16 protein-coding genes and 1 pseudogene are annotated in these 15,330 nt (G+C 59.7%); 11 read left to right on the top strand and 6 right to left on the bottom strand.

Translation table 11 applies throughout. The features are described from left to right. Positions 1–169 precede the first annotated feature (169 nt). Positions 170–532 carry a cupin domain-containing protein gene (locus FW800_RS12400; RefSeq protein ID WP_446437729.1) on the top strand — a complete coding sequence of 121 codons (363 nt, stop codon included), beginning with the start codon at positions 170–172 and terminating at the stop codon, positions 530–532. Positions 533–603: 71 nt separating this feature from the next. Here the strand turns inward: FW800_RS12400 and rpmG are convergent, their stop codons facing one another. Then, a complete protein-coding gene (gene rpmG, locus FW800_RS12405) occupies positions 604–759 on the bottom strand; it encodes a 50S ribosomal protein L33 (protein ID WP_003176906.1) in 156 nt (51 codons plus the stop codon). Positions 760–770: 11 nt separating this feature from the next. Further along, the gene (gene rpmB, locus FW800_RS12410) at positions 771–1,004 is read right to left on the bottom strand and encodes a 50S ribosomal protein L28 (protein WP_003176907.1); all 234 of its coding nucleotides are present in this window, start codon (positions 1,002–1,004) and stop codon (positions 771–773) included. Between the two features lie 458 nt (positions 1,005–1,462). Here rpmB and FW800_RS12415 point away from each other — a divergent pair, with 458 nt between their 5' ends. After that, complete coding sequence (locus FW800_RS12415; protein ID WP_446437730.1) at positions 1,463–3,055, top strand: ABC transporter substrate-binding protein; 1,593 nt, start codon at positions 1,463–1,465, stop codon at positions 3,053–3,055. 58 nt (positions 3,056–3,113) lie between these two features. Here the strand turns inward: FW800_RS12415 and radC are convergent, their stop codons facing one another. Next, positions 3,114–3,788, bottom strand: a complete 675-nt coding sequence (radC, locus tag FW800_RS12420) for a RadC family protein (RefSeq protein WP_032878719.1) — start codon at positions 3,786–3,788, stop codon at positions 3,114–3,116. A gap of 143 nt (positions 3,789–3,931) precedes the next feature. On the opposite strand from radC, the gene coaBC reads away from it, so the two are divergent. The 4 genes and pseudogenes from coaBC (at position 3,932) to argB (ending at position 8,188) form a co-directional block, all read left to right on the top strand. Beyond that, positions 3,932–5,140: a bifunctional phosphopantothenoylcysteine decarboxylase/phosphopantothenate--cysteine ligase CoaBC gene (gene coaBC, locus FW800_RS12425; RefSeq protein WP_015886530.1), complete on the top strand. Its 1,209-nt coding sequence runs from the start codon at positions 3,932–3,934 to the stop codon at positions 5,138–5,140. A 5-nt stretch (positions 5,141–5,145) separates the two neighbouring features. Beyond that, positions 5,146–5,601 (top strand): dUTP diphosphatase, encoded by a 456-nt coding sequence (dut, locus tag FW800_RS12430; protein ID WP_016975923.1) that lies wholly within the window; start codon positions 5,146–5,148, stop codon positions 5,599–5,601. 254 nt (positions 5,602–5,855) lie between these two features. Then, positions 5,856–7,262: pseudogene (locus FW800_RS12435) on the top strand (phosphomannomutase/phosphoglucomutase); the annotation flags it as partial. Between the two features lie 20 nt (positions 7,263–7,282). Further along, positions 7,283–8,188: an acetylglutamate kinase gene (gene argB, locus FW800_RS12440; protein WP_003213275.1), complete on the top strand. Its 906-nt coding sequence runs from the start codon at positions 7,283–7,285 to the stop codon at positions 8,186–8,188. Between the two features lie 135 nt (positions 8,189–8,323). On the opposite strand, the gene pyrE is transcribed toward argB, so the two are convergent. Next, positions 8,324–8,968, bottom strand: coding sequence for an orotate phosphoribosyltransferase (pyrE, locus tag FW800_RS12445; protein ID WP_003195489.1), 645 nt, complete (start codon positions 8,966–8,968; stop codon positions 8,324–8,326). A gap of 82 nt (positions 8,969–9,050) precedes the next feature. On the opposite strand from pyrE, the gene FW800_RS12450 reads away from it, so the two are divergent. Beyond that, on the top strand, positions 9,051–9,830 hold the full coding sequence (locus tag FW800_RS12450; protein WP_003195493.1) for an exodeoxyribonuclease III: 780 nt from the start codon (positions 9,051–9,053) through the stop codon (positions 9,828–9,830). A 60-nt stretch (positions 9,831–9,890) separates the two neighbouring features. Here the strand turns inward: FW800_RS12450 and FW800_RS12455 are convergent, their stop codons facing one another. Together FW800_RS12455 and rph are read right to left on the bottom strand one after the other, a co-directional pair. After that, entirely contained in the window at positions 9,891–10,259 is a 369-nt protein-coding gene (locus FW800_RS12455) for a DUF4870 domain-containing protein (RefSeq protein WP_005792486.1), read from the bottom strand. 22 nt (positions 10,260–10,281) lie between these two features. Then, positions 10,282–11,004, bottom strand: a complete 723-nt coding sequence (gene rph / locus FW800_RS12460) for a ribonuclease PH (protein WP_005792487.1) — start codon at positions 11,002–11,004, stop codon at positions 10,282–10,284. A 214-nt stretch (positions 11,005–11,218) separates the two neighbouring features. Here rph and FW800_RS12465 point away from each other — a divergent pair, with 214 nt between their 5' ends. From FW800_RS12465 to spoT, 4 genes are all read left to right on the top strand, one after another. Further along, positions 11,219–12,082, top strand: a complete 864-nt coding sequence (locus FW800_RS12465) for a YicC/YloC family endoribonuclease (RefSeq protein ID WP_446437731.1) — start codon at positions 11,219–11,221, stop codon at positions 12,080–12,082. A 10-nt stretch (positions 12,083–12,092) separates the two neighbouring features. Further along, positions 12,093–12,713 carry a guanylate kinase gene (gmk, locus tag FW800_RS12470; protein WP_003213284.1) on the top strand — a complete coding sequence of 207 codons (621 nt, stop codon included), beginning with the start codon at positions 12,093–12,095 and terminating at the stop codon, positions 12,711–12,713. A 167-nt stretch (positions 12,714–12,880) separates the two neighbouring features. Beyond that, positions 12,881–13,144, top strand: a complete 264-nt coding sequence (rpoZ, locus tag FW800_RS12475; RefSeq protein WP_003176920.1) for a DNA-directed RNA polymerase subunit omega — start codon at positions 12,881–12,883, stop codon at positions 13,142–13,144. 60 nt (positions 13,145–13,204) lie between these two features. Continuing rightward, on the top strand, positions 13,205–15,310 hold the full coding sequence (gene spoT, locus FW800_RS12480) for a bifunctional GTP diphosphokinase/guanosine-3',5'-bis pyrophosphate 3'-pyrophosphohydrolase (protein ID WP_032878715.1): 2,106 nt from the start codon (positions 13,205–13,207) through the stop codon (positions 15,308–15,310). Positions 15,311–15,330: the final 20 nt, after the last annotated feature.

Consider the following 15,330-nt stretch of genomic DNA (forward strand, 5'->3'; position numbering starts at 1 on the left):
AATTCTTGCCCGCCAGCCAGCTGTTCGGCGCAAGGCAGCTGCCACCCTAAACCAGCGGCTGGGGATGTTTCAATATATTTGACATAACGGCGGTAAACGCCCTTGCGATGTTCATTTTAATAAACATAGACTTTGGGCTCTCCAACCGCAGGCCAGACGGGACACGCACATGAGCATCCAGGATATCGTCGACTTCAGCCAAGCCAGCACAGCCCCCGAACGCTACCGCCCTGCTGCAGAAAAAATCCTCAAGGGCGATCCCGAGCAAACGATCTACAACCACTACAACAGCCCGTGTGGCCAGATGAATGCAGGGGTATGGGAAGGTGAAGTCGGGCAGTGGAAGGTCAACTACACCGAGCATGAATACTGCGAAATTGTGCAGGGGGTTTCCGTACTGCGTGACGCCGCGGGCAACGCCAAGACCTTGCGCGCCGGCGACCGCTTCGTGATCCCCGCTGGCTTCAAGGGCACCTGGGAAGTGCTGGAAGCGTGCCGCAAGATCTACGTGGTGTTCGAGCAGAAAGCCTGATCAGCAAATCCCAGGCAAAAAAAAGCCCGCATCGTGAGATACGGGCTTTTTTTCACAAGGAAGAAAATCAATTACTTGATTTTGCCTTCTTTGTAGATCACGTGCTTGCGAACGCGCGGGTCGAACATTTTCTTTTCGAGCTTGTCCGGGGTAGTACGCTTGTTCTTGTCGGTAGTGTAGAAGTGACCAGTACCGGCGCTAGAGATCATTCGAATCAATTCACGCATGATAGAGCTCCTTAGATCTTGCCAGCGGCGCGGATTTCGGCCAGCACGACAGTGATGCCACGCTTGTCGATAATACGCATGCCTTTGGCAGATACACGCAGGCGAACAAAACGTTTCTCTTCTTCAACCCAGAAGCGGTGATGCTGCAGGTTCGGCAGGAAACGACGACGGGTTTTGTTATTTGCGTGGGAAATGTTATTCCCAGTCACCGGACCCTTACCGGTAACTTGACAGACTCTCGACATGCCTCAGCCCTCTAAAACCACATGCCCAACCCGGCATGGGTTGGCCGCTTAATCTCTCAGTCATTTGGCGCCAGGCGCCGCGTTTCTTTAGGGTCTTACCGGCTACACCTACAAGCGAAGGAACCGGGCCCCTAGAAAAGAGCGCTGCTTTATACCAGAAAGACCCCAGTGCAACAACAGCCCGTGTGTTTTTACCAACGTAAATCTTGGTGCCGGACGCCCGAACCGCTGCCAATAGGGGCCGCTGTAACAGCCGACCGCTCGTCGCACAGAATGATTTACAGCGCCCGCAGGCACAGGGAAGTGCACGGCGAAACGCGCTGAGGCGCCATCAAAACAGCATTTTGGCCAAAAGCACAGGCAAAAATGGGCTAGTCATTTATCAATCAGACCTCTACGGTAGGCTTTTTCCAGACTGCACTCGCAGATGGGCCTTCGATCTGCACAGGAAACCGAATATGCGCCTCGCTGCCCTACCACTACTGCTTGCCCCCTTCTTTATCGCACCGATGGCCGTTGCAGCCACCAACTTGAGCGTCTGCACCGAGGCCAGCCCCGAAGGGTTCGATGTGGTGCAGTACAACTCGCTGACCACCACCAACGCCTCGGCGGACGTGCTGATGAACCGCCTGGTGGACTTTGATGCGGCCAGCGGCAAGCTGGTACCGAGCCTGGCAGACAGCTGGGAAGTTTCCCCCGATGGTCTGACCTACACCTTCAAGCTGCACCCGGGCGTGAAATTTCACCGTACCGATTATTTCAGCCCAAGCCGCACGCTGACCGCCGAAGACGTGCGCTTCAGCTTCGAGCGCATGCTCGATCCGGCCAACCCGTGGCACAAGATCGCCCAGAGCGGCTTCCCCCACGCCCAGTCCCTGCAATTGCCGGCACTGGTCAAGAAGATCGATGCCCTCGATCCGCTGACGGTGCGTTTCACCCTCGACCACGCCGATTCCACCTTTCTCCCGGCGTTGAGCATGGGCTTTGCCTCGATCTACCCGGCTGAATATGCCGACAAACTGCTCAAGGCCGGCACACCCGAGAAACTCAACAGTCAGCCCATCGGCACCGGCCCGTTCGTGTTCGTGCGCTTCCAGAAAGATGCCGTGGTGCGCTACAAGGCCAACCCGAACTATTTCGCGGGCAAACCGGCTGTGGATAACTTGATCTTTGCCATCACCCCGGACGCCAACGTACGGTTGCAGAAACTGCATCGCAACGAATGTCAGATTGCCCTGTCGCCCAAGCCCCTGGATGTAGGCGAAGCCGAAAAAGACCCGGCGCTGAAGGTGGAAAAAACCGCTGCCTTCATGACGGCTTTCGTCGCCATCAACAGCCAGCACCCACCGCTGGACAAACCCGAAGTACGCCAGGCGATCAACCTGGCCTTTGACAAGGGCAGCTACCTCAAGGCCGTCTTCGAGGGCACCGCCGAAGCAGCCAACGGTGTGTACCCACCCAATACCTGGAGCTATGCCAAGGATTTGCCAGGCTACCCACAGGATCTGGCCAAGGCCAAGGCGCTGCTGGAACGTGCCGGGCTCAAGGACGGTTTCAAGACCACGATATGGACGCGTCCTACCGGCAGCCTGCTGAACCCCAACCCGAACCTCGGCGCCCAACTGCTACAGGCCGACCTGGCCAAGGTTGGCATCCAGGCTGAAATTCGTGTGATCGAATGGGGCGAATTGATTCGCCGCGCCAAGGCCGGCGAACACGACCTCCTGTTCATGGGCTGGGCCGGCGACAACGGCGACCCGGACAACTTCCTGACCCCGCAATTTTCCTGCGCAGCGCTGAAATCCGGCACCAACTTCGCCCGCTACTGCGACCCCGCTTTGGATAAGTTGATCAGCGCTGGCAAGACCACCAGCGAGCAAGGCGTACGCACCAAGCTGTACCAACAGGCCCAGGCGCAGATCCAGCAGCAGGCGCTGTGGCTGCCGCTGGCGCATCCGACGGCGTTTGCATTGGCGCGCAAGAATGTCGAGGGTTACCAGGTAAGCCCGTTCGGCCGCCAGGATTATTCGAAAATCAGCCTCAAGCCCTAGGGCGCAACCCCTGTCCCTGTAGGAGCGAGCTTGTTCGCTCCTACAGGGACAGAGGTGGCTATACCCATCCGTATTCAGCCATCGACAGCGGATCACCATCTCCCACAATGATGTGATCCAGCACCCGCACATCCACCACCTCCAACGCCTTTTGCAGCATTTTGGTCAATCTGCGATCAGATGCACTGGGCTCCGCATTCCCGGAGGGATGGTTGTGGCACAAAATCACCGCTGCCGCGTTATGCGCCAAGGCACGCTTGACCACCTGCCGCGGGTAAACAATCGCAGTGTCGATGGTGCCCTGAAACAACGCCTCGAAACCCAGTACACGATGCTTTGAGTCCAGGAACAGACAGCCGAATATCTCATGAGGCTCATGGCGCAACAGCGCCTTGAGGTATTGACGCACAGCCAGCGGGCTCTCCACTACCGAGTCGGCGCGCAAGCGTTCGGCCAGATGGCGCCGGGACATTTCCAGCACCGCCTGCAATTGGGCGAACTTCGCCGGCCCCAGCCCCATATGCTGGCTGAACAGCGCCTGGCTGGCCTCCAACAGCGGGCGCAGGCCGCCAAACTGCACCAGCAGATCACGCGCCAGATCCACCGCACTTCGACCGGAAACGCCAGTACGCAGGAAGATCGCCAACAATTCGGCATCGGACAGGCTCGCCGCGCCACCTTCCAACAGCTTCTCCCGTGGACGCTCCGCCACGGGCCAATCACGAATACTCATCCCACCTCCGTCTGTATCTGCTGCGCTGTTGCGCGGCAGACGCTGTGTTATCGTAGGCCCTCTTTTTTGCATGCGATTTCACCTGGGGAGGGGTCATCGCAGGCGTCACTGAACTGGCATCACTGAACTGGAAAGGCAAACCAATGCAGCGTCTGTATCGGAAACGCATCGTTCTCGGCGTCGGCGGCGGCATTGCCGCCTACAAGAGCGCAGAGTTGGTTCGCAGGCTCCTGGACCAGGGCGCGGAAGTGCGCGTGGTCATGACCCGTGGTGGCAGTGAGTTCATCACCCCGTTGACCATGCAGGCCCTGTCCGGCCACCCGGTTCACCTCGACCTGCTGGACCCGGCGGCCGAAGCCGCCATGGGCCATATCGAACTGGCCAAATGGGCCGACCTGGTGCTGATCGCCCCGGCCACCGCCGACCTGATCGCCCGCCTGGCCCAGGGCATCGCCGATGACCTGCTGACCACCCTGGTATTGGCCACCGACGCCACCGTCGCGATCGCCCCGGCCATGAACCAGGCCATGTGGCGCGACCCGGCCACCCAAGCCAATACCCAACTCCTGCAAAGCCGTGGCCTCAAAGTGTTTGGCCCCGCATCCGGCAGCCAGGCCTGTGGCGACGTCGGCATGGGCCGGATGCTCGAAGCCACCGACCTTGCGCTGTGCGCCGCCGAGTGCTTCCAGCACCTGGCCCTGACCGGCAAGCACGTGCTGATCACCGCAGGCCCGACCCAGGAAAACATCGACCCGGTGCGCTACATCACCAACCATAGCTCAGGAAAAATGGGCTTTGCGTTGGCAGAAGCTGCGGTCGAGGCAGGCGCACGGGTGACCCTGATCACAGGCCCCGTGCATTTGCCGACCCCTGATCGCGTCACGCGAATCGACGTAGTCAGCGCCCGGGACATGCTGGCGGCCTGTGAAGCCGCCATTCCCTGTGACCTGTTCATCGCCTCGGCAGCGGTGGCGGATTACCGCCCTGAAGTCGTAGCCCCGCAAAAGCTCAAGAAAGACCCTACAAGCGGCGACGGCCTGCTCCTGCAAATGGTGCGCAACCCGGACATCCTGGCCACCATCGCCACCCGTCCGGACCGTCCGTTCAGTGTCGGTTTCGCTGCCGAGACCGAGCACCTTCTGGACTACGCCGCGCGCAAACTGAAAGACAAAAACCTCGACTTGATCGTTGCCAATGATGTCGCCAACCCGAGCATCGGCTTCAACAGCGAGGAAAATGCCTGCAGCGTGATCGACCGCGAGCTGCACGCCACCCTTTTCGCCCAGACCAGCAAGGGCAAGATTGCCCGCCAACTGATCTCTTTTATCGCCCAACGGCTGAACCAGGTTTAATTTTCATGCACGCTTTGCAAGCCAAGATCCTCGACCCCCGCATCGGCAACGAATTCCCCCTGCCGGCCTACGCCACACCGGGCTCCGCCGGCCTGGACCTGCGCGCCATGCTCAAGGAAGACACCGTTCTTGAGCCAGGCCAGACCATCCTGATCCCGACCGGCCTGTCGATCTATGTCGGCGACCCGGGCCTGGCGGCGCTGATCCTGCCGCGCTCCGGCCTGGGCCACAAACACGGCATCGTGCTCGGTAACCTGGTCGGCCTGATCGACTCCGACTACCAGGGCGAGCTGATGGTGTCGTGCTGGAACCGTGGCCAGACTGCTTTCAACATCGCCGTCGGCGAGCGCATCGCCCAACTGGTCCTGGTGCCGGTGGTGCAGGCGCATTTTGAATTGGTGCAGGAATTCGACGAAACCCAGCGCGGCGCAGGCGGTTTTGGGCATTCCGGAAGTCACTGACTAAGCTGAACGTGGCCGGATGCAATCGTCCGGCCACGCGCCACCGCCCGGCTTTTCAGGATGAAGAATGCGCGGAAATAATCATCGAGATTTCTCCAATGAAATCAAAGGACTACGTAAAAATAATGCTAGCGCCAATGCGCCGATGGCATTTTTACACCACGAACTCTCTGCCGAAAACGCCGTCATACCCTTCAGTTTGAGCCTGCCGGCCAGCCACATCAGGCCCGCCTTGCCCCCTTTCAGATGGAGTTTCCCCCGCGATGAGTACCGCAGCCCGCGTAGCCCCGACCTTTCCCGACAGCATTTTTCGCGCCTATGACATTCGTGGCGTGGTACCCAAGATCCTGACCGCCGAAACCGCCTACTGGATCGGCCGCGCCATCGGTTCGCAGAGCCTTGCCCAGGGCGAACCCAACGTCTCGGTGGGTCGTGACGGCCGTTTGTCCGGCCCCGAGCTGGTCAAGCAACTGATCCAGGGGCTGGCCGACAGCGGTTGCCACGTCAGCGACGTCGGCCTGGTGCCGACACCCGCGTTGTACTACGCGGCCAACGTACTGGCCGGTAAATCCGGGGTGATGCTCACCGGCAGCCATAACCCTTCGGACTACAACGGCTTCAAGATCGTCATCGCTGGCGATACGCTGGCCAATGAACAGATCCAGGCCCTGCACACCCGCCTGAAAACCAACGACCTGACCAGCGGCACCGGCACCATCACCAAGGTCGACATCCTGCAGCGCTACTCCGATGAAATCACCCGCGACGTCAACCTTGCGCGCCGCCTCAAAGTGGTGGTGGATTGCGGAAACGGCGCGGCTGGCGTGATAGCCCCGCAATTGCTCGAAGCGCTGAACTGCGAAGTAATCCCGCTGTTCTGCGACGTCGACGGCAACTTCCCCAACCACCACCCGGACCCGGGCAAGCCGGAAAACCTGGTGGACCTGATCGCCAAGGTCAAGGAAGTGGGCGCCGACGTCGGCCTGGCCTTCGATGGCGACGGTGACCGCGTAGGCGTGGTGACCGAAACCGGCGAGATCGTATTCCCCGACCGCCTGCTGATGCTGTTTGCCCGTGACGTCGTGGCGCGCAACCCCAACGCCGAGATCATCTTCGACGTGAAATGCACCCGCCGCCTGACGCCACTGATCAAGGAGTACGGCGGTCGCCCGCTAATGTGGAAGACCGGTCATTCGTTGATCAAAAAGAAAATGAAGGAAACCGGCGCACTATTGGCCGGCGAAATGAGCGGCCACGTGTTCTTCAAGGAGCGCTGGTTCGGGTTTGACGACGGCATTTACAGCGCCGCTCGTCTGCTGGAGATCCTCAGCAAGGAAAAATCCACCGCCGAAGAACTGTTTCAGACCTTCCCGAATGATATTTCTACGCCAGAGATCAATATCCATGTGACCGAGGAGAGCAAATTCAGCATCATTGACGCATTGCACGATGCGCAATGGGGTGAAGGCGCCAACCTGACCTCCATTGATGGTGTGCGAGTCGATTACGCCAAAGGCTGGGGCCTGGTTCGCGCGTCCAACACCACACCGGTGCTGGTCCTGCGTTTCGAGGCGGATACCGAGGCCGAGTTGCAGCGTATCAAGGACGTGTTCCACGCCCAGTTGAAACGTGTTGCCCCTGATCTCCAATTACCGTTCTGATTTTTTGCCCGGAGCCCTGAATGACCCTCGAACGCGAAGCCGCTGCCAACACCGCCAAGGTCCTTTCCGAAGCGTTGCCTTATATTCGACGCTACGTCGGCAAGACGCTGGTGATCAAGTACGGCGGCAATGCCATGGAAAGCGACGAGCTGAAAACCGGCTTTGCCCGCGACATCGTGCTGATGAAAGCCGTGGGGATCAACCCGGTGGTCGTCCATGGTGGCGGCCCGCAAATCGGCGACCTGCTCAAGCGTCTGTCGATCGAGAGTCACTTCATCGATGGTATGCGTGTCACTGACGCGCAGACCATGGACGTGGTGGAGATGGTCCTCGGCGGCCAGGTCAACAAAGACATCGTCAACCTGATCAACCGCCACGGCGGCAGCGCCATCGGCCTGACCGGCAAGGATGCGGAGCTGATCCGCGCCAAGAAACTTACCGTGACCCGCAAGACGCCGGAGATGACCCAGCCGGAAATCATCGACATCGGCCAGGTGGGCGAAGTGATCGGCATCAACACCGATTTGCTCAACCTGCTGGTCAAGGGCGACTTCATCCCGGTGATTGCGCCGATCGGCGTGGGTGCCAATGGCGAGTCCTATAACATCAACGCCGATCTGGTAGCCGGTAAGGTGGCGGAAGCACTGAAGGCTGAAAAGCTGATGCTACTGACCAATATCGCCGGTTTGATGGACAAGGAAGGCAAGGTACTGACTGGCCTGACCACCCAGCAGGTAGACGACCTGATCGCCGACGGCACCATCTACGGCGGCATGTTGCCGAAGATCCGTTGCGCGCTGGAAGCAGTGCAAGGTGGTGTAGGCAGCTCGCTGATCCTGGATGGCCGTGTGCCGAATGCAATCCTGCTGGAAATCTTCACTGATACCGGTGTGGGCACGCTGATCAGTAACCGCAAGCGTCCTTAACCGCTGCAAATAAAAAGGCCCCGCTCAATCCGATTGAGCGGGGCCTTTTTGTATAGAGCCAGAGGACAATGGAGATCCCCTGTGGGAGGGGGCTTGCTCCCTCCCACACAAGCCCATTTCAACAAAAATTCAGTATCAGACGCCAAACTGCTCGCGGTACGCCCGTACTGCCGGCAAATGCTGCTTGAGCTGCGGATCATCCTCCAGGAACTGCAACACCTGGTTCAACGACACGATACTTACCACGGGAATGCCGAAATCACGCTCCACCTCCTGGATCGCCGACAACTCACCGTTGCCACGCTCCTGGCGGTTCAAGGCGATCAGCACGCCGGCGGCCTTGGCGCCGTCCTGGGAAGCGATGATTTGCATCACCTCACGAATGGCGGTGCCGGCGGTGATCACGTCATCGATGATCAGCACATCGCCGGTCAACGGAGCCCCTACCAGGCTGCCGCCTTCACCGTGGGCCTTGGCTTCCTTACGGTTGAAGCACCACGGCAGATCCTGCCCATGATGTTCCGCCAGGGCCACCGCTGTAGCCGCAGCCAGGGGAATACCCTTGTAGGCCGGACCAAAAAGCACATCAAAGGAAATACCGCTTTCAACGATGGCTGCCGCGTAGAAACGACCCAGCTGAGCCAGGGCCGAACCCGAGTTGAACAAGCCTGCATTGAAGAAGTACGGGCTGGTGCGCCCGGACTTGAGAGTGAACTCACCGAAGCGTAAAACGCCGCGATCGATGGCAAAACGAATGAAATCGCGTTGATACGCCTGCATGAAAAAAGCCTCAGATACCACGGATTTAGCTAATTAGGTGGACGGCGTGTATCATACACGCACGCGATTTTTGGGGCCATTTATGCGGATCATCAGTGTGAACGTTAATGGTATTCAGGCTGCAGTCGAGCGTGGTTTGCTCAGTTGGCTGCAAGCCCAGAATGCCGACGTCATCTGCCTGCAGGACACCCGCGCCTCCGCCTTTGAACTGGACGACCCAGCCTTCCAACTGGATGGCTACTTCCTTTATGCCTGCGATGCCGAAGTGCCCACCCAAGGTGGCGTGGCTTTGTACTCGCGGTTGCAACCCAAGGCGGTCATCAGCGGCCTCGGCTTCGAGACAGCCGACCGCTACGGGCGCTACCTGCAAGCCGATTTCGACAAGGTCAGCATCGCGACCTTGCTGCTTCCTTCGGGGCAGAACGGCGATGAAGACTTGAACCAGAAGTTCAAGCTAATGGACGACTTCGCCCGTTACCTGGATAAACAGCGACGCAAACGTCGCGAGTACATTTATTGTGGCTCGCTGTACGTGGCGCAACAGAAGCTGGATATCAAGAACTGGCGCGACAGCCAGCAATCACCGGGCTTCCTGGCGCCGGAACGGGCCTGGATGGACGAGATTGTCGGCAACATGGGCTATGTTGATGCCCTGCGCGAAGTCAGCCGCGAAGGCGACCAGTACAGCTGGTGGCCGGATAACGAACAGGCCGAGATGCTCAACCTGGGCTGGCGTTTCGACTATCAGCTGCTGACCCCGGGCCTGCGCCGGTTCGTACGCAGCGCTCGCCTGCCACGCCAGCCGCGCTTCTCGCAGCACGCGCCGCTGATCGTGGACTACGACTGGACCTTGACCATCTGAGGTCTTTTTCCAGGCACAAAAAAAACCGACAGCAATGTCGGTTTTTTTGTGGCCGCTCGGTTACTTGACCAGACGCCAAGTCCACGGATAGCGATAGGCAATGCCCTTGTTGGCCTTGATCCCGGCAATGATCGTCAGTATCAACGCCCCTATCACCAGTACGGTCATCAGCAAAAAGCCGACCACCACGAAGCCCAGCACCAGACACACCAACCAGGCGATGGCCACGGTGATCTGAAAATTCAGGGCTTCCTTGCCCTGATCATCGATAAGCGGGTCCACATCCTTCTTGAACTGCCACAGGATCAGCGGCCCCAACACGCTGCCGAAGGGGAACACCAACCCTGCAAACGCCGCGAAATGACACAGCATTGCCAACTGGCGTACTTCCTTTGACGGTGCCGGAACCGGCAATTGGCTGTCATTCATGGCGCTTCTCCTTGGGGCGGGCTTAGTCAGCGAGTGCAGCGGTTTGCAGTGCAAAGATTTCGGTCATGCCCTTCTGGGCCAGGGCCAGCATCGCGTTCAGCTCAGCCGGCTGGAATGGCGCGCCTTCGGCGGTGCCCTGCACTTCGATGAAACCACCGGTGCTGGTCATGACCACGTTCAGATCGGTCTCGGCGGCCGAGTCTTCCAGGTAATCCAGGTCCAGCACAGGCTCGCCCTGGTACATGCCGACCGATACAGCTGCGATCATCTGTTTGAGCGGGTCACCCGCTTTGAGGCCACCACGTTTCTTGATCACTTTCAATGCGTCGACCAGGGCCACCATGGCGCCGGTGATGGATGCAGTACGGGTACCGCCATCAGCCTGGATCACGTCGCAGTCGACGTACAGGGTCACGTCGCCCAACTTGGACATGTCCAGCGCGGCACGCAAGGAACGGCCGATCAGGCGCTGGATTTCCAGGGTACGCCCGCCTTGCTTGCCACGGCTGGCTTCACGCTGGTTACGCTCACCGGTGGCGCGCGGCAACATGCCGTACTCGGCGGTCAGCCAGCCCTGGCCCTGGCCCTTGAGGAAGCGCGGCACGCCGTTTTCGACGCTGACGGTGCAAATCACCTTGGTATCGCCAAACTCGACCAGTACGGATCCCTCGGCGTGTTTGGTGTAGTTGCGGGTGATGCGGATCGAGCGGAGCTGATCGGCAGCGCGACCACTTGGACGTTTCATAGGGGATACCTGTACTGAGGACGAAAAACTGCCGAGCATTATAGAGCCGCGAGCCGATTCGGGGCACTTCTAAAAATTCGGTTACGAATGCGCATGTTTGGGCGCCTCCTGCGCACTGCGCTACAATCCTGCGCCTCTCGACTGTAGGAGCGGGCTTACTCGCTCCTACAGGTCGGCCTAGCCAATCTCTATCTATCCAACACGAGGTACCTCCATGGTGCACAGCATGACCGCCTTCGCCCGTGTCGAAAAAGCCGGGGCTCAAGGCACCCTCAGCTGGGAATTGCGCTCGGTCAACAGCCGTTACCTGGAGCCACACCTGCGCCTGCCCGAGTCGTTCCGCGACCTCGAAGGCGCCGTCCGTGAAGCGCTGCGCCAGGGCATTTCCCGTGGCAAGCTGGAATGCACCCTGCGTTTTACCGAAGAAACCACCGGTAAACCACTGCAGCTGGACCGCGACCGCGCCGCACAACTGGTTGCCGCCGCCGAAACCATCGCCGGCCTGATCAAGCAACCGGCCGCGCTGAACCCTCTGGAAGTCCTGGCCTGGCCCGGCGTACTGGTGGGCGACGCAACCGACCCGCAGGCCCTGAACGCCGAAGCCCTCGCGCTGTTCAACCAGGGCCTGAAGGAGCTCAAGGCCGGCCGTGAGCGCGAAGGCGCTGAACTGGCGCGCCTGATCAACGAGCGTCTGACATCGATCGAAGCCGATGTGGTCACCCTGCGCGAACTGGTGCCGCAGATGCTTGCCACCCAACGCCAGAAGATCCTCGACCGCTTCACCGACATGAAAGCCGACCTTGACCCGACACGCCTGGAACAGGAAATGGTCCTGCTTGCCCAGAAAAGCGACGTGGCTGAAGAGCTCGACCGCCTGAGCACCCACATTCTTGAAGTACGCCGCGTGCTCAAATCCGGCGGTGCCGCCGGTCGGCGCCTGGACTTCCTGATGCAGGAACTCAACCGCGAAGCCAATACACTGGGCTCCAAGGCGTTCGATCCGCGCAGCACCACGGCGGCGGTCAACCTCAAAGTGTTGATCGAGCAAATGCGCGAACAAGTACAGAATATTGAGTAAGGCAACCTCCATGACCCACAGCACCGGCACCCTTTACATCATTTCCGCCCCTTCGGGCGCGGGCAAAAGCAGCCTGGTCAAAGCCTTGACCGACGCTGACGAGCAGATCCGCATTTCGGTGTCGCACACCACCCGCGCCATGCGCCCGGGCGAAGTGAACGGCGTGCACTATCACTTCGTCGAGCGTACCGAATTCGTCAAGATGATCGAACACGGCGACTTCCTGGAGCGCGCCGAAGTCTTCGGCAACCTCTACGGCACCTCCCAAAGTCATCTGCAGCAGACCCTGGACGAAGGCCACGACCTGATTCTGGAAATCGATTGGCAGGGCGCCGAGCAAGTGCGCCAATTGATGCCCAAGGCACGCTCGATCTTTATCCTGCCGCCGTCGCTTGAAGCCTTGCACCAGCGCCTGACCAACCGTGGCCAGGACAGCGACGAGATCATCGAAGGGCGTATGCGTGAAGCCGTCAGCGAAATGAGCCACTATGTCGACTACGACTACCTGATCATCAATGACGATTTTGCCCACGCCCTGGATGATTTGAAGGCGATTTTCCGGGCCAATCAGCTCCAGCAAAAGCGTCAACAGCAGCGTTTCGGCAAATTACTCGCCGAACTGCTCGGCTGATTGGCTCTTCCCAAAACCGCTGCAAGGGCCTTACATTGGCACTTGTAGCGGTTTTGCGAGAACCTGCGAAAAATCAGCGCTTCCCTAAACGCTGGTGATTTTTTAAACTGCTCAGTCCGCTCGCCCAACCGGGCAGCGCGCATCTTGCATTCGCTCCGAGGAATACCATGGCCCGCGTAACCGTTGAAGACTGCCTAGAACACGTGGATAACCGCTTTGAGCTGGTCATGCTCTCTACCAAGCGTGCCCGTCAACTGGCCACTGGCGGCAAAGAGCCCCTGGTCCAGTGGGAAAACGACAAGCCTACCGTTGTAGCCCTGCGTGAAATCGCTGAAGGCCTGATGAGCTACGAGTTCATTGCCAACGCCGAAATCGTTGAAGACGAACCGCTGTTTGCAGCGTTCGAGGACGAGTCCAACGAGGCCGTCTAAGCCTATGCCAGGTCGACGTAGCACGGCGCAGGGTCACAGTCATCGGCAGGAGTTCACACTTTGCCGAGCATAGACGCCCTCGCCGATCGCTTATCGGCCTACCTCGGCCCCGACCAGGTCAACCTGGTCCGCCGAGCGTATTTCTACGCCGAACAAGCCCACGACGGCCAACGCCGACGTAGCGGTGAGGCGTACGTCACCCATCCCCTTGCGGTGGCAAATATCCTGGCCGACATGCACATGGACCATCAGAGCCTGATGGCCGCGATGCTGCATGACGTGATCGAAGACACCGGCATTGCCAAGGAAGCGCTCAGTGCGCAGTTTGGCGAAACCGTGGCCGAACTGGTCGACGGGGTCAGCAAACTGACCCAGATGAACTTCGAGACCAAGGCCGAAGCCCAGGCGGAAAACTTCCAGAAGATGGCCATGGCCATGGCCCGAGACATTCGGGTGATCCTGGTCAAGCTGGCCGACCGGCTGCACAACATGCGCACGCTGGAAGTGCTGTCCGGCGAAAAGCGTCGGCGCATCGCCAAGGAAACCCTGGAAATCTACGCTCCCATCGCCAACCGGCTGGGCATGCACGCTATTCGTATCGAATTCGAAGACCTTGGTTTCAAAGCCATGCACCCGATGCGTTCGGCGCGCATCTACCAGGCGGTCAAACGCGCCCGGGGCAATCGCAAGGAAATCGTCAACAAGATCGAAGAATCCCTGAGCCATTGCCTGGCGATCGACGAGATCGAAGGCGAGGTCAGTGGCCGCCAGAAGCACATCTACGGCATCTACAAGAAGATGCGCGGCAAGCGCCGGGCCTTCAACGAGATCATGGACGTGTACGCGTTCCGGATCATCGTCGACAAGGTCGATACCTGCTACCGCGTGCTGGGCGCTGTACATAATTTGTACAAACCCTTGCCGGGCCGCTTCAAGGACTACATCGCGATCCCCAAGGCCAACGGCTATCAGTCGCTGCATACCACGCTGTTCGGTATGCATGGCGTGCCGATCGAGATTCAGATCCGTACCCGCGAAATGGAAGAGATGGCCAACAACGGCATTGCCGCCCATTGGCTGTACAAGTCCAGTGGCGACGAGCAGCCCAAAGGCACCCATGCCCGCGCCCGCCAGTGGGTCAAGGGCGTGCTGGAAATGCAGCAACGTGCCGGCAACTCACTGGAATTCATCGAAAGCGTGAAGATCGACCTGTTCCCGGACGAGGTCTACGTGTTCACGCCCAAGGGCCGGATCATGGAGCTGCCCAAGGGCTCCACGGCGGTCGACTTCGCCTACGCGGTACACACCGACGTCGGCAACAGCTGCATTGCCTGTCGGATCAATCGTCGTCTCGCGCCGCTGTCCGAGCCCCTGCAAAGCGGCTCCACGGTCGAGATCGTCAGTGCTCCAGGCGCACGCCCCAACCCGGCATGGCTGAACTTCGTGGTCACCGGCAAGGCCCGTACGCATATTCGCCACGCCCTGAAACTGCAGCGTCGCTCCGAGTCCATCAGCCTGGGCGAGCGCCTGCTGAACAAGGTGCTCAACGGCTTCGACAGCGCCCTGGACAAGATTGCGCAAGAGCGCGTGCAGGCGATGCTTCATGAGTATCGCCAGGAAACCGTCGAAGACTTGCTCGAAGATATCGGCCTGGGCAACCGCATGGCCTACGTGGTCGCCCGTCGCTTGCTGGGCGAAGGCGAACAGCTGCCGAGCCCGGAAGGCCCGCTGGCGATTCGCGGCACCGAGGGTCTGGTGCTCAGTTACGCAAAATGTTGCACACCGATTCCGGGCGACCCGATTGTCGGCCACCTGTCCGCGGGCAAGGGCATGGTGGTGCACCTGGACAACTGCCGCAATATCACCGAAATCCGCCACAACCCGGAAAAATGCATCCAGCTCTCGTGGGCCAAGGATGTCACCGGCGAATTCAACGTCGAGTTGCGGGTGGAGCTGGAACACCAGCGCGGCCTGATCGCCCTGCTGGCCAGCAGCGTCAACGCGGCCGATGGCAATATCGAGAAAATCAGCATGGACGAACGTGATGGTCGCATCAGCGTGGTCCAACTGGTGGTCAGTGTGCACGACCGCGTGCACCTGGCCCGCGTGATCAAGAAACTGCGCGCCTTGACCGGTGTGATCCGCATCACCCGTATGCGTGCATAACCGATCCATTACAAGGAGTC

It is taken from the genome of Pseudomonas sp. 910_23 (assembly GCF_052850795.1).